This is a genomic window from Halapricum desulfuricans, assembly GCF_017094525.1.
Taxonomy (GTDB): Archaea; Halobacteriota; Halobacteria; order Halobacteriales; family Haloarculaceae; genus Halapricum; species Halapricum desulfuricans.
In genome coordinates this window covers 2,336,515-2,355,613 of sequence record NZ_CP064788.1, presented here as the reverse complement: position 1 = coordinate 2,355,613, position 19,099 = coordinate 2,336,515, and the positions used below count along the sequence as shown (strand labels likewise).

Here is a 19,099-nt window from a genome sequence, read left to right as displayed (position 1 = left end):
ACGGGTCGACACCCGACCAGCCCGGTCGATGCTGTGACATACACGTAGAGATAGCACGCACACCGGGGAGAGCGTACCACCAATATCGCTTGGGTGGGCTCGGCCTTTTATTACAGACGGGCCAATACAGATCGGTCCCACCGACTGAAAACGAGTGAGCGACATTTATCGGCGCGGCCCGGAACAGTAACGTATGGACTGGCACGCACGAGGGGACGGACGGGGTGGTCGGTCGTGACCGACTGGTTCCCGGTGGCGATCGCGCTGCTGTCGGTCTCGCTTCGGGTCGCCGGCGTCGGCTACTCGGCGCTGTTGCTCTACCGGGTTCGGGACCTTCGATTCGGCTTCCTGACGCTGATGTTGACGCTGATGGCCGTCCGGCAGGCGCTGACGCTGACCGTCGCGAGCCCCGGAATCGAGGAGTTGCCCGGTCTGATCGTCAGCGGACTCGCGGTACTGACAGTCTACTATCTCTCCCAGTACGTCCACCAGGAACAGCGGACGAAGGATCGGCTCACCGCGAAAAACGACCAGCTACGGGGGTTCCGGAAGGCGATTCGTCACGCCGGACACGGCATCTTCATCACCGACACCGACGGGACGATCGAGTACGCCAATCCGGCGGTCGAGACGCTCACCGGGTACGACCGCGACGAGGTGGTCGGCCGCAACCCCCGGATCTGGAAGTCCGACGAACACGACGAAGCGTTCTACGAGTCGATGTGGGAGACGATACGGGACGGCGAGGTCTGGGAGGGCGAAATCGTCAACGAGCGCAAGGACGGCGAGCAGTGCTGGGTGGACATGACCATCGCGCCGATCACCGACGAGGGCGGTGCGATTGAGCGGTTCGTCGCGGTCGATACCGACGTCACGGAGCGAAAGGAGCGCGAGCAACGGATCGAACACCAGAACGAGCTGCTCCAGCGCCTGAACACCACCAACAGGATCCTCAGGGACGTCAATCAGGCCCTGGTCCAGGCCGAGAGCCGCGGCGAGATCGAACGCGCGGTCTGTGCGGAGTTCGCCGACGCCGGACCGTACAGCCTCGCCTGGGTCGGCACGCGGAACATGGTCAACGACTCGCTGCGCGCCAGCCGACACGCCGGCGTGGACGACGACGTGATCGGCGCGATCGTCGGCGCACACAACGACAGCGACGCCGAGGACGTCCTCCGGGAGGCGATCCGGACTGAAACCCCGCAGGTCGTCCAGGAGATCGACGACGCGTCGAGCGCCGAGTGGCTGTCGGCGCTCGCAAATCGAGGCTACCGGTCGGTCGCCGCCGTGCCGCTGGTCTACGACGGGACCGTCTACGGAGGGCTGGAGGTCGCTTCGACCGAGCCGCGGGCGTTCGAGGCGATCGACACGAGCGTGCTGGTCGATCTGGGGCGAACGATCGCCTACGCGATCAACGCGACCGAGAGCAAGCAGGCACTGCTTGCCGACAGCGTCGTCGAACTGGAGTTCCAGCTTTCGGAGTCCGGTGGACTCGAGACGCTCGCGCGGGCGCTTGCGGCCGACGCGACGCTGAAGCGACTGACTCGGTCGCCGGACGGCCACCTCGTCGCGTACGCCGCGCTGACAGGGTGTCCCCGGTCCGACGTCGAGGCCGCCGTCGAGGACGTGCCCACGGTCGCGGACGCCGCGTTCGTCTGCGATCACGACGGCGGCAGTCTCTTCCGGCTGGATCTGACCGACGACAGCGTCGAATCGACGTTCCTCGATCACGGCGGCGTCGTGACCGGTCAGACCGTCGAGGACGGATCGGGACGGCTGACCGTCGAGTTCCCACAGCGGACGGACGTGCGATCGCTCGTCGAGTCGGTGACGTCGGCTCACGACGGGATCAGTCTGCTCGCCCGCCGCGAGCACGAGCGGTCGGCCAGAACCGACCAGGAGATCCGCTCCCAGCTCGAGACCGACCTGACCGACCGGCAACTCGAGGCGCTCAGAACGGCTTACATCGGTGGTTTCTTCGAGTGGCCGCGCGAGAACACCGGGGAGGACATCGCGGAACTCATGGGCGTCTCGCAGACGACGTTCCTCCAGCACCTCCGGACGGCACAGCGAAAGACGTTCGGACTGTTGCTGGACGAGGAAACGGCACAATCGACAGCGGCCAACTAGCTGATAAATTCGTTGCTGCGCCAGTCGACGCCGTTGCCGTCCTGCTCCTCGGACGGATCGTCCGTGACCGTGATCGTCGCCGGTTGGGGTTCGCCGTCGACGACCCGCACGGCTTCGAGTTCGTCGTCTTCGTTGACGACGATGGCCGTCAGTGCGCCCTTTTCCGCGATCTCCGCGATGTCGCGGAGCACGGTGAACATCGGGTACTGGACAGCCGTGTTCTGTAGCACGGTCTCTCGATCCCCCTTGAAGCAGGCGTACTCGACCAGCTCGGATTCGATCTCCTCTTCTTCCTCTTCGAAGGCACCCCACTGCGGGCCGCTGTTGCTCCGCGACGGCGGGCCGCCGTCCATCTCTTCAGGGTCCTCCTCGTAGACCCGGTTTTCGGTGACGCTTGCTTTCAGCTGTGCCGTCGGGGTGTACTTGCTGATGCTGCTGTCGGTGGCGACGGCGCTCAAAATGAGCGTGTTGTTTCGTCTGGTGATCTCTACGTCTTCGATCTCCTCGGGGAGATCCGGCTCCTCGAAGTACGAATAGACGTCTTCGAGTGGCAGTTCGAGTGTCGAATGGAGTCGGTATACGCGACTGGTCATAGTTGTGGGGGGAGTCGGCGGTCGCGGTCGGTCGCCCGCGCTGGTAGTCACCTCCATATAGGTCACGGTCGCTTATATGGCCTACCCTTCCGGGAAGAACACAGTATCATGTCACGTGGTACCGATCCAGTACCGTGTTCTCACGTCTGGAACGCAACGACGTACAAAAATCCGTATCGCCGACATCGACGCCGCCCTAGTCGTCGGCGGGCGCGCCGGAGCTGTCCTGCTCGTACTGCTTTTTCGTGTGGGGGAGCTTACCACCGTCGGCGAGGATCTCACGCTCGCGTTCGGAGGCGTCGAGGTAGCCGGTCGCTTCCCACTCGTCGTTGACCCGGATCGTGAACGCCTCCTGTCCGGATCGGACGGCCTCGTCGACGTTATCGACGATCTCGATATCGTCGCCTTGCTCGATCTTCTGGTAGGTGTCCTCGTCGATCTCCAGTGGGAGCAGCCCGAAGTTGAACAGGTTCGCCTTGTGGATGCGGGCGAAACTCTGTGCGAGCACGCCCTCGACACCGAGGTACATCGGGCATAGCGCCGCGTGTTCGCGCGAGGAGCCCTGCCCGTAGTTCTCGCCGGCGACGAGGAAGCCGCCGTCGCTCTCCAGGGCGCGGTCGGCGAAGCTCTCGTCGACCCGCGAGAGGGTGAACTCCGAGAGCTTGGGGATGTTCGACCGGTACATCAGGATGTCCTGGGTGGCCGGGATGATATGGTCGGTCGTGATGTTGTCGTCCATCTTCAGCAGCGCCGGCCCCTCGAGGTGTGCGTCGAGGGGGTCTTTCAGCGGCACGCCGCCGATGTTCGGCCCCTTCACGAGTTCGTCGTCGACCGCCTCGTCGGGCGCGATCAGGTCGGCCTTCGAGCCGTCGTAGACGTCCGGCATCTCGAAGCCCGGCGCTTCCAGATCGCCGAGTTCGTCGGCCAGATCCCGGGGGTCGACGATCTCGCCTTTGATCGCGGCCGCGGCGGCGACCTCCGGCGAGCAGAGGTAGACGTTGTCGTCCTCCAGGCCCGAACGGCCCTCGAAGTTGCGGTTGAACGTCCGCAGGCTCACCGAATCGGAGGCCGGAACGTGGCCGATCCCGATGCAGGCACCGCAGGTCGACTCCGAGAAGTTGACGCCGGCGGCCATCAGCTCGGAGGCCCACCCGTCGCGGGCGAGCATCTCGCTTGCCTGCTTCGAACCGGGCGCGACGATCATCTCCGTGGTCTTGTTGACCTCGCGGTCCTCGAGCATCTTTGCGGCCGGGAGGATGTCCTCGTAGCCGCCGTTGGTACACGAGCCGATGATGACCTGTTCGACGTCCTGTCCGGCGGCTTCCCGGACGGGAACGACGTTGTCCGGCATCGAAGGCTCGGCGATGAGCGGCTCCAGCTCCGAGAGGTCGACGACGATTTCGTCGTCGTACTCGGCGTCTTCATCGGGCCCGATCTCCTCGTAGTCCTCGCCGCGACCGAGTCGTTCGAGGTAGTCTCTGGTCTTCTCGTCGGTCGGGAAGATCGAGGTCGTCGCCCCGAGTTCTGTCCCCATGTTGGTGATCGTCGTCCGCTCGGGGACCGACAGCGTCTCGACGCCGGGGCCGGTGTACTCAAGTACCTTGCCGACGCCGCCCTTGACCGACAGGCGGCGCAACAGCTCGAGGATGACGTCCTTTGCGGTCGCCCACTCGGGCAACTCGCCCTCCAGGCGGACGTTGACGATTTCGGGCATGTCGATGTAGTAGGCCCCGCCGCCCATCGCGACGGAGACGTCCAGCCCGCCGGCGCCGATCGCCAGCTCGCCCAGTCCGCCGGGCGTCGGCGTGTGCGAATCGCTGCCGAGCATCGTCTTGCCCGGCGCGGCGAAGTTCTCCTTGTGGACGTTGTGACAGATCCCGTTGCCCGGCCGCGAGAAGTGCGCGCCGAACTTGCCGGCCGCCGACCGCAGGAAGCGGTGGTCGTCCGTGTTTTTGAAGTCAAACTGATACGTCTGGTGGTCGCAGTACTGTGCGGCCAGTTCCGTCTGGACTTCGTCAAGGTCCAGCGCCTCGAACTGCAGCCACACCAGCGTGCCCGTCGTGTCCTGTGTGAGGACCTGATCGATCTCGATCCCGATCTCCTCGCCGGGCTCGAGTTCGCCCTCGACGAGGTGATCGGAGAGGATCTTCTCCGTGAGCGTCTGTCCCATAGCGTCACAGAGTCCGCCGCGGATCGACATAAATCCCGCGTGTTAACGCGAAAACTGCCTGCTTGCCGTCTTGCGGTTTCGATAATTGATACGAATCGACGATGAAGGTCGGGGAAGGAACGGCCGCGACGGCGCGGCCACAGACCGGCGAGCGGATCGACAGAGACGACCGGGAAACCGGAGTCGTTTAGTCGCCGGTGGCCGCCCGTCCGGGTATGTTCAGGAGTGGCCGTTTCGTGGCCGAGCACCTCGACAGCGTCGCGCCCGAGCAGGTCCAGCCCAACGGCGTCGATCTGACGCTCGATGCGGTCTTCGAGCAGGTCTCGCCCGGCCGGATCGGGACCGACGGCAAGGAGATCGGCGACCGCGAGGAGATCGACGCTGACGACGGCGTCTACCACCTCCCGCCCGGCGGGTACGTCGTGCGCTACGCAGATCTGATTCGGATTCCCGAGGATCACATCGGCTTTCTGTACCCGCGGTCGTCGCTGTTGCGCAACTCCTGCATGCTGGACACGGCGGTCTGGGATGCGGGCTACGTGGGCCGCGGTGAGGGGCTGCTGGAGGTCTATCATGATATCGAACTCGAAGCCGGCGCGCGCATCGCCCAACTGGTTCTCGCTGAGGCTGACCACGAGGGGACCTACGAGGGGTCCTATCACGGTGAAAATATCGAATAGGGACTCATACTGGTGGCTATAACATTTCGAAATGATCTGGCACGTCGTCGTGCCAGATATCTTTACGAACTTATAGCCACCAGTATCAGGACAAGGATTTTGTGTGTCTGCATACAATGTATTCGCATGAGCACGTCTATTCGGATCTCTGAGAAGACGAAACGAAAACTCGAGGCGGTGAAGCGCGACGACGAGACGTTCGACGAGTTACTCGATCGGATCGTCGTCGACCGGACGGAGGCGGACGTAGAGCATCTCCTGGGACGAGCAGGAGCGGGCATCGACGAGCACATGAAACGAAAGAACGAGGAGCTGTCGGAATCGCTCGCAAATGACCCGAACCGAGACTGAGATGTTGTACCTCGACAACAGCGTTCTTCGGAAAGCTACCGACGACCCGCCGGATCCGGCCGTCGCGGCGTATCTCAGAGCGAACAGCGGCGATAGCTGGGCTATCCCGGCGACGGTCGCGTGGGAGTATCTCGATTTCTTCGATTCCCGGAGCCGACGGCGGCGCGAGCGGCAGTATCTCGAATGGGCGTTCCAGGAAGTCGCTCCGCTCACGCTTGACGTCGCCGAGGAGGCCGCGGAGTTGTCGCGACTGCTCGCCAAGCAAGGGGTCTCGCTGGACGCTGCCGATCTCCTGCACGCGGCAATCGCACGAGCCAACAGCGGGACCTTTGTCACTGCCGATGCGGCTGACTTCGATAAGCCGGAGATTCACCAACTCGTCGACGTGGACGTTATCGGAGTCACCAACACGTGAAAAATAGTGGCGGTGCAGCGATGAAGCAGTTCGAGACACGACGCCATCTTCGACCGAGATGTCTCGATTCGAGGACTCTCTTTCGCTCACGGTCCATGGAACAACAGCGCAGCGGATCACACAGCTCACACTGCTAGAACGATCGGAACCGACGGCAAGGAGATCGACGAGTGTGAGGTGATCGACGCCGACGCCGGCGTCTACGGCTCTCACCCGGCGGGTACGTCATACGATACGCCGACCGGATCGCATTCCCGAGGACCACATCGGCTTCCTGTACCTCCGGTCGTCGCTGCTGCGCAACTCCTGCATGCTGGACACGGCGGTCTGGGATGCCGGCTACGAGGGGACCCACTTTGGGTTCGGGTGTTGACCGACACGGACCGTCGGCGCGAGACTCGCAGAGTCAAGCGCGAGGTGAATTCAAGTCCGTTGCCTCAGCAGTGCCAGAGTAAACACGGATGCCCCGCGCCACCGCGCGCGGTAGTTCACAGTTGCGTTTCGTTCAGGGCGAACAGTCCGTTGTCGCCGCCGCTGGGGACCATCGGGAAGACGTTCTCGGTGGGGTCGATGAGCGCGTCGATCACGGCCGGCCCGTCGTAGGCCCGCGCTCGCTGGATCACGTCTTCGACGTCCTCATAGGATTCCATCCGGAACCCGCGTGCGCCGAACGCTTCCGCGAGTTTGTCGAACTCCGGCACCCAGGGGTACTCGGAGGCCATCCGGCGACCCTCGTAGAAGCCGTCCTGCCACTGGCGGACCATCCCGATCGCCTCGTTGTTGAGGACGACGTAGGTGATATCGAGGTTCTCCCGGACCGCGACCGACAGCTCCTGTATCGTCATCAGGAAGGAGCCGTCCCCGTCGAAGGCGACGACCTCCGTGTCCGGGGCAGCCGTCTTCGCGCCGATGGCCGAGGGGACGCCATACCCCATCGTCCCCAGCCCGTTGCTAGAGACCCACGTCCGCGGGTACTCGTAGGTCCAGAACTGGGCCGCCCACATCTGGTGTTGCCCGACGCCGGTCGTGACGATCGCATCGTCGTCGGCCAGTTCGTCGAACGTCTCGACGACGCACTGGGGTTTGAGCGGCTCGTCGTCGGGCGTCTCGTAGGTCAGCGGATACTCCTCGGTCCAGGCCTGGCACTGCTCGCGCCACTGGTCCACCTCGGGAGCGTCCGTCATCGCGTCGTTTAATTGGTCGAGGACACGCTTTGCATCACCCAGCAGGGGATAGTCCGCCTCGATGTTCTTGGAAATCTCGGCGGGATCGATCTCGACGTGGATGACCTCGGCGTCGGGCGCGAACGTGTCGACGCCGCCGGTCAGTCGGTCGTCGAAACGGGTGCCGACGCCCAGCAGCACGTCACAGTTCGTGACGGCCATGTTCGCCGCGCCGGTTCCGTGCATCCCGGCCATCCCCAGCGAGAGGTCGTCGGTCTCCGGGAACGTCCCCAGTCCGGGCATCGTCGTGATGACGGGAATCTCGTACTTGCGGGCGAACCCGCGCAGCTCGTCGGTCGCCTCTCCCTTGACCACGCCGCCGCCGGCGAGAATCACGGGCCGATCCGCACGTTCAAGCGCGTCAGCGGCGGCCGTCACGGTCCCGTCGTCGGCAGTCTCGGGCGGATCGTACGTCGTTGGTGTCTCGGGCTTGGCCGGCTGAGAATCGGTCTCACCGACCGTGGTGTCTTTCGGGAGGTCGACCAGCGTCGGGCCCTGGCGGCCCGCCCTCGAGAGCGCGAACGCCTCGCTGACGGTATCGCCGACGCTGTCGCTGTCGCCGGCGAAGTAGTTCTCCTTGGTGATCGGTCGGGTGATCCCGGTCGTATCCGTCTCCTGAAAGGCGTCGTTGCCGACGAAGTCCGTCTCGACCTGGCCGGTCAGCGCGATGATCGGGTCCGAGTCCATCGAGGCGTCGGCGATGCCCGTTATGAGGTTGGTCGCGCCGGGACCGGACGTCGCGGAGGCCACGCCGGGCTCGCCCGAGACGATTCCGTAGGCGTCCGCCGCGTGAGCCGCGCCCTGTTCGTGAACCATCGTGAAGTGGCTGATCTCGGAATCGTACAGGGCGTCGTAGAAGGGCATGATCGCGCCACCGGCGACGCCGAACATATCCTCGACGCCGGCCTGTTCGAGCGCGGCCACCACGGCTTCCGCACCTGTCGTTATCTGTCGCTGTCGTTCGCGCTGTGCTTGCTCGCTGTCTCTCACTTTCGTTCGCTCACTCATTTTTCTCCCCCGCTGTATGGGTCCCGTTCGTGGATGGGGGCGTCCCACGTGAGTGTCGTCGGTCCTCGCGTCGCGGATCGACTGTTCGACTCCTGTGCCATCGAAACCGGACGAACTTCGACAAAGGGAGAATACGGGGCCTACGCGGCCCCTACGAAAACAGGGCTGGGCGCGACGCCATCGAACTGCGATCCAGACACTGGAATCGGCCGCATTCGTCTGTTAGCATTTCGCTCGCCCTTAATAAGTATACCGGACACCTGCAGTGGAAACCGGCCGTTCGGCCGTGACGTCGATGCCACGTACCGCAGTGCTATCGCTGTCGGTCTGTTCCGGCTCATACTGCCGGCTGTAAGTTCGTAAAGATATTTGCCACCCCGGGGTGGCGAATTCCTTCAGTTTGTTACAGCCGGCAGTATCAACTGCACGATTCCGTGCGGTTGGCCCGGTAGTTCGTCACAGCAGTCACCGTCACTCGTCGCTGCGATGACCGGGCGTCCATTCGCCGTCGAAATCGACGTGCGTGAACGGCGCGGCGTCGTCGCCGGCGTAGGTGGCCACGAGCTGTCCGTCGCCCTCCAGGTAGTACTTGTAGGTCGTCAATCCAGCAAGCCCGACCGGACCGCGGGCGTGGATCTTGCCCGTCGAGATGCCGACTTCCGCGCCCAGCCCGTAGCGGTAGCCGTCCGCGAAGCGGGTCGAGGCGTTGTGGAAGACGCTGGCGGCGTCGATCCCGGTCATGAACGCCTCGGCCGCCTCGCTGTCCTCGGTGACGATCGACTCGGTGTGTTTCGAGCCGTGCGTGTTGACGTGTTCGACGGCCTCGTAGACGTCCTCGACGACCTTGATCGACAGTTCGAGGTCGCCGTACTCGGTGTCCCAGTCGGCCTCGGTCGCGGGGTCGATATCGACGATATCGCGGGTGTGCTCGTCGCCGCGCAACTCGACGCCCGCCCCCTCGTAGCGCTCGACCATGTCGGGCAGGAACTGGTCGGCGACGGCCTCGCTGACCAGCAGCGTCTCGACGGCGTTGCAGACCGCGGGGTACTGGACTTTCGCGTCGAAGGCGATCTCCTCGGCCATCTCCAGGTCGGCCGCCTCGTCGACGTAGACGTGACAGATCCCCTCGGTGTGACCGAGAACGGGGATCTGGGTGTTGTCCTGGATGTAGGAGACGAATTCCGAGGAGCCACGCGGCATGAGCAGGTCGACCTTGTCGTCCATCTCCAGCAGTCGGTCGACCTCCTCGTGGGCCTCGATGAGCTGGGCCCACCCCTCCGGGATCGCGTCGATGGCCTCGGCCGTGGCCTCGACGATCGTCTCATAGAGGACTCGGTTGGACTCGGCAGCCTCGCTGCCGCCCTTGAGGATAACGCTGTTGCCGGACTTCAGCGAGAGCGCGGCGATCTGGACTAACGCGTCGGGCCGGGACTCGAAGATCGTCCCGACGACGCCGATCGGGACCGCGACCTTGTACAGCTCGAGGTCGTCGTCGAGTACCCGGGCTTGCAGCGTCTCACCGAGCGGGTCGTCCTGCTCGGCGACGCTCTCGACCATCTCCGCGATGGACTCGAGTTTGCCCGAATCGAGCTTCAGCCGGTCGACCAGCGCCTGCGTGTACTCGCCGCGTTCGAGCATCGCCTCGGCCTCCTCGACATCCGCGGCGTTGGCTTCGAGGATGTCGTCTTCGTTGTCTCGGATCGCGTCGGCGATCGAGTTGAGCGCGGCGTTGCGCGTCGCCTCGTCGACGTTCGCCAGCCGGAGCGCCGCCTGCTGTGCCTCGGTCACTTGGGCGTCTGTGTCGTATTCACTCATCGTGGACACCGTTTATGGGGACGAATAGCGTCCCGACTGGTTTGGCTGTGGCGATTTTTTTCAGGACGTCCCGTTCAGTCGATTTGGCGATGATCGCCGGAATGCCGTACTCGCTGGCGTCGCGGGCGCCCTGGACCTTGGTCTGGATGCCGCCGAACTCCGCCGTCGTCGACTCGTCGACGATCTCCTGGACGGCGTCGTAGTTGTCCCCGACCGCTTCGATCAGCTCGGCGTCGGGATCGTCCTTCGGGTTGCCGGTGTAGACGCCGCCGACGTCGGTCAGCGTGACCAGCAGGTCGACGCCGATCCCGACTGCGATCGACGACGAAATCATATCGTTGTCGCCGATCTGGATCTCCTCGGTCGCGACCGCGTCGTTCTCGTTGACGATCGGGACGACGCCCCACTCGAACAGCGTCTCGACGGTGTTGCGGAAGTTGGTGAACCGCTCGGGGTTTTTCAGGTCGTGCTCGGTCAACAGCAGTTGCGCGACCTGCTGGTCGTATCGATCGAAGCTCTGGGTGTAGTGGTGCATCAGATGGCTCTGGCCGACCGTCGACAGCGCCTGTCCCTCCTCGACCGTGTCGCCGTCCTTGCTCAGTAGGCCCGTCCCCGCGCCGATCGCACCGGAGGAAACCAGCAGGACGTCCTTCCCCCGCCGGCGCAGGTCCATGATGTCGCTGACGAGCTTGTCGAGTTTTACGCGATCGAGCCGCGAATCTTCGTCGGTCAGGGAGTTCGTCCCGGCCTTGACGACGACGCGCTGTGCGTCCGCGGCCAGCTGGCGGGCATGCTTGACTTCCTCGGCGTCGACCTGTTCGATCTCCCCGGGTCGGTCGATTTCCTCACTCATCGTCGAACGCCTCCGCGATCTCGGCGGAGCGTCGCTCGGCCGCCCCGACGGCCTCGACGATCCGGTCTTCGACGTCGCTGTCCCACAGGACTTCCATGCCCTCGATCGTCGTCCCGTTGGGCGAACAGACGGCATCGATCAGTTCGTCGACGCTGCGCTCGTCCCGGAGGACGGTCTCGGCCGCGCCTTTGAACGTCTGTGCGGCCAGCGTCTCGGCCTGCTCGGGTTCGAGACCCCCCTCGATACCGGCTTCTTTCATCGCGCCGATGAGGTAGAAGACGAAGGCCGGCCCGCTCCCGTTGACGGCCGTCGAGACGTCCATCAACGCTTCGTCGATCACGGCGTACTCCCCGACAGTCTCCAGCAGTTCGCGGACGTCCTCGGAGAGTCCATCGCGGGTGACAGCGGCCGCCATGTCGCCGGTCTCGGCGGCGAGGTTCGGCATGACCCGGACAACCGTCGCGTCCGTGCGGTCGGCGACGAACGACCGCGAGACGCCCGCCGCGACCGTGACGAGCGTCTGGTCGGTCGACAGCTCCAGCTCGTCGAGTACTGTCGCAACCACGTCCGGCTTGACCGCGAGGACAACCACGTCGCTCTCTCCCGCGGCCGCAAGGTCCGTCGTCGTTGTCGTGCTGTACGCTTCGACCGCTTCGAGCGCGTCGGGGTCGGCGTCGATCGCCGTCACCCGGTGTTGGCCGCTCCGGGCGAACCCTTTCACTAAAGCGCCGCCCATGTTTCCACAGCCGATGACGCTGACGTCTACCATCTTGCCCGAGTAGAGTGTATTGGGCGACATACCAACTGCGATTTCTCCTGAGACAATCGCCCGCTGTCGTCTGTCATAGTGACCGTTGTACGTCTGGTCCGGCTCGATCACACGCCGTCGTGCGGTCGCACCGGTACATCGTTACAACGGTCACTATCAGTGCGGGAGCCCTCGATATATCAAACATCTCATATTGGCCACCAAATCTCGTATTGCCGATAGGGCCGTCTTTCTGATACCACGCTGTCTCTTCGATCTGGGCGCTTGGGCCAGACGGTCGGGTCGGCTCTGTCAGGCGACCGCTACGCGCTCGTTTCGTCGCCGTATTTCTCGGGATATGCGTCCGCCAGCAACTGCGGGTTGTCGTTCAGCCGGGTTCGGATCGGGTCGATCACGTCCGAGATGTATTCGCCTGCAGCGTTTTTCAGATCCTGTGGGTGCAGTTCCTCCTCGAGGAAATCCGATTCCAGTTGCTCGTAGCTGTCGTAGACCAGATCGCCGCCGTACTTCTCGGGACGCTCGACGACGAACGACTCGTCGTGTTCGTCGAGAATCGGGAACACGAGGTGCTGGACGTACTCCAGGACGCCGTTGTCCTCGCGTTCGCCCATCGGGCAGTAGGCGTCGTTCAGTTTCTCGGCGACCGCCTCGGGCGAGTCGTTGAGGTTGACCTTCGAGGCCTCCTCGGAGGCGCTCATCTTCCCGCCCGAGAGCCCCGACAGCAGCGGGGCGAACAGACAGATCGGCGCGTCGCCGCCGTGGTCGGGCAGGATCTCGCGGGAGAGCATGTAGATGCCGCGCTGGTCGACCCCGCCGTAGGCGATGTCGGCGTCCAGCGCGTCCACGTCGAGCGTCTGCATCAGCGGGTACAGCAGCCCGCCGAGTTTCGGCGAGTCGGACTCGCGGACGACCTCGCTTGCGGCGCGCTGGGCGCGCGAGATCGTCGTCTCGGCGGCCATCCGAAGCAGCTCCAGCGAGTACTCCTCGTCGAGTTCGAACTCGCGGCCGCGGACGAACGCAACGCCCTCGGGATCGGCTCCGGCGGCGTCGATCATCGCTCGGATCGTCTCCTCGTAGTACGCCGCGCGCGCCTCGAGCAGATCGAACGGGCTCTTCTCGTCGTCGAGGTGGGCGTGCAGATCGGCGATCAGGACCGTCACGTCCAGCCCCGCATCGAGGAAGTCGGCGAGTTTGCGCATCGTCGTGAAGTGTCCGATGTGCATCTCGCCGGTCGGGGCGTAGCCGATGTAGGCCCGCGGTTCGTCGCGTTCGTCCAGCAGCGTCCGCAACTCCTCTTCGGTGACGACCTCCTGGGTGTGGCGGGTCGCCAACTCGAGTCGCTCGTCGACGTTCATACAGGTGGTAGCCGCCGGGGGCGACAAAACCGTTGTTACTCGGTCCGAGCGATCACGGTTCGGCGACGGCCCTCGTCCCGTCGGCGACGATACCCTTGTTTCGGCCGTCAACCGTCTCGAGATCCCGGGCGAACAATACAAGCCGTTCCAGTCCCGAAAACCGACGAATGTACACCGGCAAGAGGGAGAAGCCCTGCTGTCTGTGCGGGGAGCCGGAGACGACCGCCCGGATCGACATCCCGCCGCGGGCGCTCCAGCTGTGCAAGCACAGCGACCCCATCGCCTGGCAGGATATCGTCGGTGAAGTCTCGCTGTATCTCTGTGAGAACGACTGGGAACTCGTCGAAGAACTCGTCTTGGAGGTCGGCGTGCTCCCGCTCTCGCGGTGCAACGCTGCGCGGGCGAGTTTCGACCTCCGGGAGGACTTCGAAGCCCTGCTGAACGACGTTCGGGACGAACCCGACCACCGGCCCCTTGAGACGGAGATGCGTGCCGACGCCGCCGCCGCGATCGACGCCGTCCAGCGCGGTGAGGCTGTCGGCCCACAGCGACTCGTCCAGGCCCGGATCGTCCGGTGGGCGCTCGACGACCTCGACGCCGACCGGACCGGAGCGAGCGACCGCGATCATAGCGGATACAGCGCGGAAACCCACCCGTGCACGGGTGGGAGGAAGCGCGTACGGTCTGTGCGACAACCCACCGACGACGACAAGGCCGACTCCCTAACGTTTTTGAACCATCAAGTATACATATGATGTATGGAGAAGCGGCGGACTGTCCCCGTGAAACTCGACGTGGACAGTGACGACGCCGCCCTCCTCGAAGAGACCATAGACGAGTTTCTGTGGGCCGCTAACTATGTGACGCGCCACGCGTTCGACGGCGAATACGTCACCACAAGCAAGACCACGCTCAACGACGACACCTACGACGACGTGCGTGCGGAAACTCGTCTACACAGCAACCACGTCCAAGCCGCCCGAAACAAGGCCGCCGACGCCTGCAAAAGCGTGGTCAAAAAGTGGAAACAGGGCAAGAAAGCGTCGATGCCCCACTTCACCAGCCCCCACCTCGTCTACGACCACCGCACCGCCACCTTCCGCGACGAGTACGTGTCGCTGGCAACAGTTGATGGTCGCATCGAAGCCGACTACGTGCTCCCTGACGAAAAGCGAAACACGCCCCATGCAGAATACCTTTTCTCGGACGAGTACGAAACCACGGGGGCGGAACTACACTACAGCAACGGCAACTGGATGCTTCACATCCACACAAAGACGGACGTGGAGCCTGACACGTCGGCACAGGATGCCACCGAGAACAGCACAGTTCTCGGGGTAGACCTCGGCGTGAACAATCTTGCAGTTGCCTCGACGGGCACGTTCTGGACAGGCGACGAATTTGACCACTGGCGACGTGAGTACGAGAAACGCCGTGGGGACTTGCAGGAACACGGCACGCGGTGGGCACACGAAAATATGCAGGCTGTCGGTCGCAAAGAAGACGGTCGGTTCAAGATAACGCTTCACCGTCTCTCGAACGAGTTGGTGGCTGAAGCCCGCGAGAACGAGTGTTCGGTGATAGCGTTTGAAGACCTGACCGACATTCGGGAACGCACTGGTGCATCGTGGGGCCACAAGTGGGCGTTTCGTCGGCTTGTCGAGTACGTCGAGTACAAGGCCGCCGAGTACGGTATCGACGTGGAACAGGTTGACCCAGAGAACACGTCGCGTCGGTGCTCACACTGTGGGTTCACGCATCCAGATAACCGCGATGGTGAGGCCTTCGAGTGCTTGAAATGCGGCTATGAGAACCACGCGGATTACAACGCGGCGAAGAACATCGGTTTGCGGTATCTCCGCCGGAACCAAACTGGCTCTGGTGGAGGCGCACCCGTAGGCGTGCGCTTGAACAGCGGGACGCTGAACGCGAATGGAGGTTATTCTCCTGCCGACGAGTCGGCCAGAGCGGGAGTCCACGCTGAAAGCCCACGGCTTTAGCCGTGGGTTAGCTTACTGATTCTCGGACGTGTCGTCAACGGCGCAGTATCCGCCCCACCGGAACGTTTTTTGTCCCGTTCGAGGTGTGTTGAGACACCCATGGACGACCCGTCGGAAGACGAGCCGTTGTTCGACCCCCGGATCACGAGCTACAACTGGCTGGCCGGTGTTCTGGGCGGCGCGCTGACGTTCGTCGCGGGCTATCTCGCGATGGTCGTCGTCGTACTGGTTCCCGACGGTCCCCCGGAAGGCGCGGCGGTTCAGGACGTCCTCTCGGAGATCGGTCGGGTCTTCTACGCCGCCCACAACGTGGCGCTGGACGTCCGCACGCTCACGAACAGCGTCTCGATCATCGATGGGGACTACCTGTCCGAGGTCAACGGGACGATCGACTTTTCGAATATGCGGGAAAACGAGACGGTGATCATCGACACGGAGCGCCCGCAGGTCCTGTCGATCCCCGGCGAAGTCAACCCCGACCTGATCTACCAGATCGATCTCGGTCGGATCCAGCAGCCGATCCAGCACGCCCAGGAGAAACCGGAACTGCTGTACTATCTCCTTCCGGTTGTCGCGCTCGTCGCCGCCGGCGCAGTGCTTGCCGCTCTCACGCTCGGTGAGACCGCTTCGATACACGAGGCCGTACTGCCGGCGATCGGGCTCTCGGCCGGCTACACCGCGGCCGCAATGGCCGGAACCGTCCTCGTCGGTCGCGAACTGGCGGACGGCGCAATTATGGTCGCCCCGAGTCTCGTCCAGACGGTCGTGTTTGCGCTGGCGTACAGTCTCCTGTGTGGGCTCGTCGGTGGGTACCTGATCGGGTTCTGGCGCGACAGAGAGATGTCCCTCCGAGCGTCGCTCGGCCGGTGATGGAGCGGGTCTGATCCGCGTGTCGTGTGATCGCACTCGGCACGACAATAACGGCGGGGCATCGACTTCGTCGAGCGGTGGGCTTTTGCTGAATCCGCCCGGAGTGTAGCCATGGACGACGGCGAGCCGACGATCTTGCTGACGAACGACGACGGGATCGAAACTACCGGGTTCCGGGCTCTCTACGACGCGCTGACGGATGTCGGGGAGGTAATCGCGGTCGCACCTGACAGCGACCAGAGCGCCGTCGGGCGTGCGCTATCGAACTCGGTCACGGTCACCGACCACGAACTCGGGTACGCAGTCACGGGCACGCCAGCGGATTGCGTCGTCGCCGGTGTGGAATCGCTGGTGCCGGATGTCGATCTCGTGGTATCCGGCTGTAACGACGGCGCGAACCTCGGCGCGTACGTCCTCGGCCGATCCGGGACGGTCAGCGCGGCCGTCGAGGCAGCCTTCTTCGACGTGCCGGCGATCGCCGTCTCAATGTATGTCCCCGTCCGAGAGGACGTCTCCTCCGAGGCGGTGAGATCGGAGTACGACGCCTACGGTGAGGCGACGAGAGCAGCCGCATACCTCGCGGACCACGCGCTCGGGGCCGGTGTCTTCGAATCTGCCGATTACCTGAACGTCAACGCGCCGATGGCCAGCGGGGAGTACGGGCCGCTCGACGACGGCGAGCACGCGCCGCTCGCGATCACGGAGCCGTCACGCGTCTATCAGATGGACGCCGTTCGCGACGGGGCCGAGATCCAGCTGTACGACCGGATCTGGGAGCGGATGGCCGACGGGGATCTGCCTCACGAGAACGGGACCGATCGACAAGCCGTCGTCGACGGCAAGGTCAGTGTCTCGCCGCTGACTGCCCCCCACACGAGCGAGCACCACGAGGCGCTGGACGCACTGGCGGAGACGTATCCAGTGTGACCGCCGTGACGTCCCGTCTGTGACTGCTGGTTCGCGCTACGCGTCGTTTCGGTCGGGTGTGTTGTTTTCGCCGGACGCGTCGTCCTCGCCGGGCACGTGACTCGGCGCGGTCGCTGTCTCGACGGCGTCGCTGATGTCCACATCGAGTTCTTCCAGTTCGTCTCTCGTCTCCGCGATGCCGGTCGTGACCATCAGGCGGATGCCGCGCCGGACCGAGATGTCGAGTTCGTGGACTTCCGACGCCGGGACGAGCGCGAGATGGCCGTTCGTCGGGTTCGGACTGTTCGGGAGATAGACGTTATAGGCGGTCCCGATCGCGGTCTGTACCGGATCCGGGCTCTCGGACGTGATGAACCCGAGCGCGTAGACGCCGTCGCGGGGGTATTCGACGAGCACGACGCTCTTGTAGCGATCGGTCGGCTCGACCAGCGAGTTTGCCACCCCCTGAACGCCGGTGTAGATGACCCGTACCATCGGAATGAGGCCGATCGCCCGGTCGAGACCGCCGAAGAAACTACCGGTGATACCCCACTGGGCCAGAAACCCGGCGAGCCAGATTAACACGAGCATCAGCATTACCGCAAGTAATTTCGCCAGGAACTCGCTCTCGCCGGTGAACCGCGTGAGGTCCATCGTGGTGACGAACGGTTCCACGAAGCCGGTCAGCCACCCGAACGAGAACCGCAACGCGACGATCGTAACGACCAGCGGCGCGACCAGTATCAGGCCGGTGACGAAGCTATTTCGGATCCAGTACTTCCAGTTCACGTCCGAGTGTCCTGTGGCAACATCAAAAAAGCTCCTCCCGACTACTCATCGGTTGGCGTCCTGATCGTCGTGTGTTCGCTCTCCTCGTTGAGCGCGAGGTTCGTCGCGATCTCGGCGTTCCGTACGGCGTATTCGGCTGTCTGCTGGAGGCTGACGAGCACTTCTCGTATTTCGAGGAGATCCGTATTGCTCATCTCCGGCAGGTCGGCGAGGATGTCCTGCACGCAGTCCTCGACTTCGGCGTACTGCTTTCGGACCTCGATGGCGGCGTTGTAGTCGCGTTCGACCGCCGCGTGGGCGGCCTGTTCGGTCATCTCGTTGACCTGGTCGGTGAAATCCCGGATCCGCTTCATGGTCGAGGAGTCGACCTGCAGCGTGTGGTCTTCGGCTTCCATCGCGATCTCGGCGATGTCCTCGGCGTTGTCGGCCGTCAACTCGAGGTTCTTCGCGATCGACCGGTACCCGATCAGCGGGAATCCGTCCTCCAGTCCGACGGCTCGCGCGAGATTCGGGTTCTGGTAGGCGGTGAAGATCAGCCGAAGCATGAGCACGAAGATCTTGTTCGCCTGCCGCTCCCGGTTCAGCGCACGCTGTGCGAGGTCGGGATTGCTGTGTGCCAGCGCTTTGATCCCCTCGTTTCGCATCGTCGATCCGGTCGATTCGAGGCGCTCGATGAGGTTGTCGAGCGTGAAGTCCTCCGCGTCGACCGAACACCGGATCGCGATCCGATCCGGGGTCTCTTCGATGACGCCCAGCCCCATCAGTTGCGTCTCGGCGTTGTAGACGGCGTTGATGTGCTCGCTGGCCAGCGTCTCTCCCTCCCCGGCGTCGACGTGGATGATCCGCCTCCCCAGCACGTACTGAGCGACGATCGCACGTTCCAGACTGTCGGCGTCCAGATCGGCCGCGTGGATGACGGCCTCCGATTCCTCCGACTGGACCGACTCCGGCAGCACCGTCAGTGTCCCCTTGTCACCGATCCGCAACGAGACCTCGTCGCCCTTCTCGACGCCCTGATTGGTGGTCCACTCCGCCGGCAGGGTCATCGCCAGCGTCGATGGCCCCAGTCGCTGCACTTTTCGGGTTTCCATATCCCCTTTATGATTTGCAGCGTACCTTAACCTTGTGCATACATCACCATATTTGGGCATTCGTCAATCCATGTCTACAGG

At 63.9% G+C, this 19,099-nt stretch carries 16 protein-coding genes and 2 pseudogenes; 9 read left to right on the top strand and 9 right to left on the bottom strand.

Features of this window, described 5'->3' with window-relative positions; translation table 11 throughout:
* Positions 1 to 234 precede the first annotated feature (234 nt).
* Entirely contained in the window at positions 235 to 2,130 is a 1,896-nt protein-coding gene (locus HSR122_RS12100) for a bacterio-opsin activator domain-containing protein (RefSeq protein ID WP_229110060.1), read from the top strand.
* Here HSR122_RS12100 and HSR122_RS12095 read toward each other — a convergent pair.
* Positions 2,127 to 2,723: a DUF7110 family protein gene (locus tag HSR122_RS12095; protein WP_229110059.1), complete on the bottom strand. Its 597-nt coding sequence runs from the start codon at positions 2,721 to 2,723 to the stop codon at positions 2,127 to 2,129. The two genes, HSR122_RS12100 and HSR122_RS12095, sit on opposite strands and share 4 nt — an antisense overlap.
* A 196-nt stretch (positions 2,724 to 2,919) precedes the next feature.
* Positions 2,920 to 4,893 (bottom strand): aconitate hydratase, encoded by a 1,974-nt coding sequence (locus tag HSR122_RS12090; protein WP_229110058.1) that lies wholly within the window; start codon positions 4,891 to 4,893, stop codon positions 2,920 to 2,922.
* A gap of 215 nt (positions 4,894 to 5,108) precedes the next feature.
* Here HSR122_RS12090 and HSR122_RS12085 point away from each other — a divergent pair, with 215 nt between their 5' ends.
* The 4 genes and pseudogenes from HSR122_RS12085 to HSR122_RS12070 all read left to right on the top strand — a co-directional run.
* On the top strand, positions 5,109 to 5,573 hold the full coding sequence (locus HSR122_RS12085; protein WP_229110057.1) for a deoxyuridine 5'-triphosphate nucleotidohydrolase: 465 nt from the start codon (positions 5,109 to 5,111) through the stop codon (positions 5,571 to 5,573).
* Positions 5,574 to 5,699: 126 nt separating this feature from the next.
* Positions 5,700 to 5,924 carry an antitoxin VapB family protein gene (locus HSR122_RS12080; RefSeq protein ID WP_229110056.1) on the top strand — a complete coding sequence of 75 codons (225 nt, stop codon included), beginning with the start codon at positions 5,700 to 5,702 and terminating at the stop codon, positions 5,922 to 5,924.
* A gap of 1 nt (position 5,925) precedes the next feature.
* Positions 5,926 to 6,339, top strand: a complete 414-nt coding sequence (locus HSR122_RS12075; protein ID WP_229110055.1) for a type II toxin-antitoxin system VapC family toxin — start codon at positions 5,926 to 5,928, stop codon at positions 6,337 to 6,339.
* A gap of 203 nt (positions 6,340 to 6,542) precedes the next feature.
* Positions 6,543 to 6,688: pseudogene (locus HSR122_RS12070) on the top strand (dCTP deaminase domain-containing protein); the annotation flags it as partial.
* A gap of 139 nt (positions 6,689 to 6,827) precedes the next feature.
* Here HSR122_RS12070 and ilvB read toward each other — a convergent pair.
* From ilvB to HSR122_RS12045, 5 genes are all read right to left on the bottom strand, one after another.
* The gene (gene ilvB, locus HSR122_RS12065) at positions 6,828 to 8,570 is read right to left on the bottom strand and encodes a biosynthetic-type acetolactate synthase large subunit (RefSeq protein ID WP_229110054.1); all 1,743 of its coding nucleotides are present in this window, start codon (positions 8,568 to 8,570) and stop codon (positions 6,828 to 6,830) included.
* A 471-nt stretch (positions 8,571 to 9,041) separates the two neighbouring features.
* On the bottom strand, positions 9,042 to 10,385 hold the full coding sequence (locus HSR122_RS12060) for a glutamate-5-semialdehyde dehydrogenase (RefSeq protein WP_229110053.1): 1,344 nt from the start codon (positions 10,383 to 10,385) through the stop codon (positions 9,042 to 9,044).
* Positions 10,378 to 11,238: a glutamate 5-kinase gene (gene proB, locus HSR122_RS12055; RefSeq protein ID WP_229110052.1), complete on the bottom strand. Its 861-nt coding sequence runs from the start codon at positions 11,236 to 11,238 to the stop codon at positions 10,378 to 10,380. Before proB ends, HSR122_RS12060 begins: the two co-directional genes overlap by 8 nt.
* On the bottom strand, positions 11,231 to 12,007 hold the full coding sequence (gene proC / locus HSR122_RS12050) for a pyrroline-5-carboxylate reductase (RefSeq protein ID WP_229112212.1): 777 nt from the start codon (positions 12,005 to 12,007) through the stop codon (positions 11,231 to 11,233). Before proC ends, proB begins: the two co-directional genes overlap by 8 nt.
* A gap of 302 nt (positions 12,008 to 12,309) precedes the next feature.
* The gene (locus tag HSR122_RS12045) at positions 12,310 to 13,362 is read right to left on the bottom strand and encodes a tyrosine--tRNA ligase (protein ID WP_229110051.1); all 1,053 of its coding nucleotides are present in this window, start codon (positions 13,360 to 13,362) and stop codon (positions 12,310 to 12,312) included.
* Positions 13,363 to 13,529: 167 nt separating this feature from the next.
* Here HSR122_RS12045 and HSR122_RS12040 point away from each other — a divergent pair.
* The 4 genes and pseudogenes from HSR122_RS12040 to surE all read left to right on the top strand — a co-directional run.
* A pseudogene (locus HSR122_RS12040) lies at positions 13,530 to 13,958 on the top strand (hypothetical protein); the annotation flags it as partial.
* 162 nt (positions 13,959 to 14,120) lie between these two features.
* Positions 14,121 to 15,362: an RNA-guided endonuclease InsQ/TnpB family protein gene (locus tag HSR122_RS12035; RefSeq protein WP_229110050.1), complete on the top strand. Its 1,242-nt coding sequence runs from the start codon at positions 14,121 to 14,123 to the stop codon at positions 15,360 to 15,362.
* A 99-nt stretch (positions 15,363 to 15,461) separates the two neighbouring features.
* On the top strand, positions 15,462 to 16,232 hold the full coding sequence (locus HSR122_RS12030; RefSeq protein WP_229110049.1) for a hypothetical protein: 771 nt from the start codon (positions 15,462 to 15,464) through the stop codon (positions 16,230 to 16,232).
* 111 nt (positions 16,233 to 16,343) lie between these two features.
* Positions 16,344 to 17,159 carry a 5'/3'-nucleotidase SurE gene (gene surE, locus HSR122_RS12025; RefSeq protein ID WP_229110048.1) on the top strand — a complete coding sequence of 272 codons (816 nt, stop codon included), beginning with the start codon at positions 16,344 to 16,346 and terminating at the stop codon, positions 17,157 to 17,159.
* 36 nt (positions 17,160 to 17,195) lie between these two features.
* Here the strand turns inward: surE and HSR122_RS12020 are convergent, their stop codons facing one another.
* Positions 17,196 to 17,927 carry a DUF502 domain-containing protein gene (locus HSR122_RS12020; protein ID WP_229110047.1) on the bottom strand — a complete coding sequence of 244 codons (732 nt, stop codon included), beginning with the start codon at positions 17,925 to 17,927 and terminating at the stop codon, positions 17,196 to 17,198.
* A 41-nt stretch (positions 17,928 to 17,968) separates the two neighbouring features.
* Positions 17,969 to 19,018 carry a phosphate signaling complex PhoU family protein gene (locus tag HSR122_RS12015; RefSeq protein WP_229110046.1) on the bottom strand — a complete coding sequence of 350 codons (1,050 nt, stop codon included), beginning with the start codon at positions 19,016 to 19,018 and terminating at the stop codon, positions 17,969 to 17,971.
* Between the last annotated feature and the right edge of the window lie 81 nt (positions 19,019 to 19,099).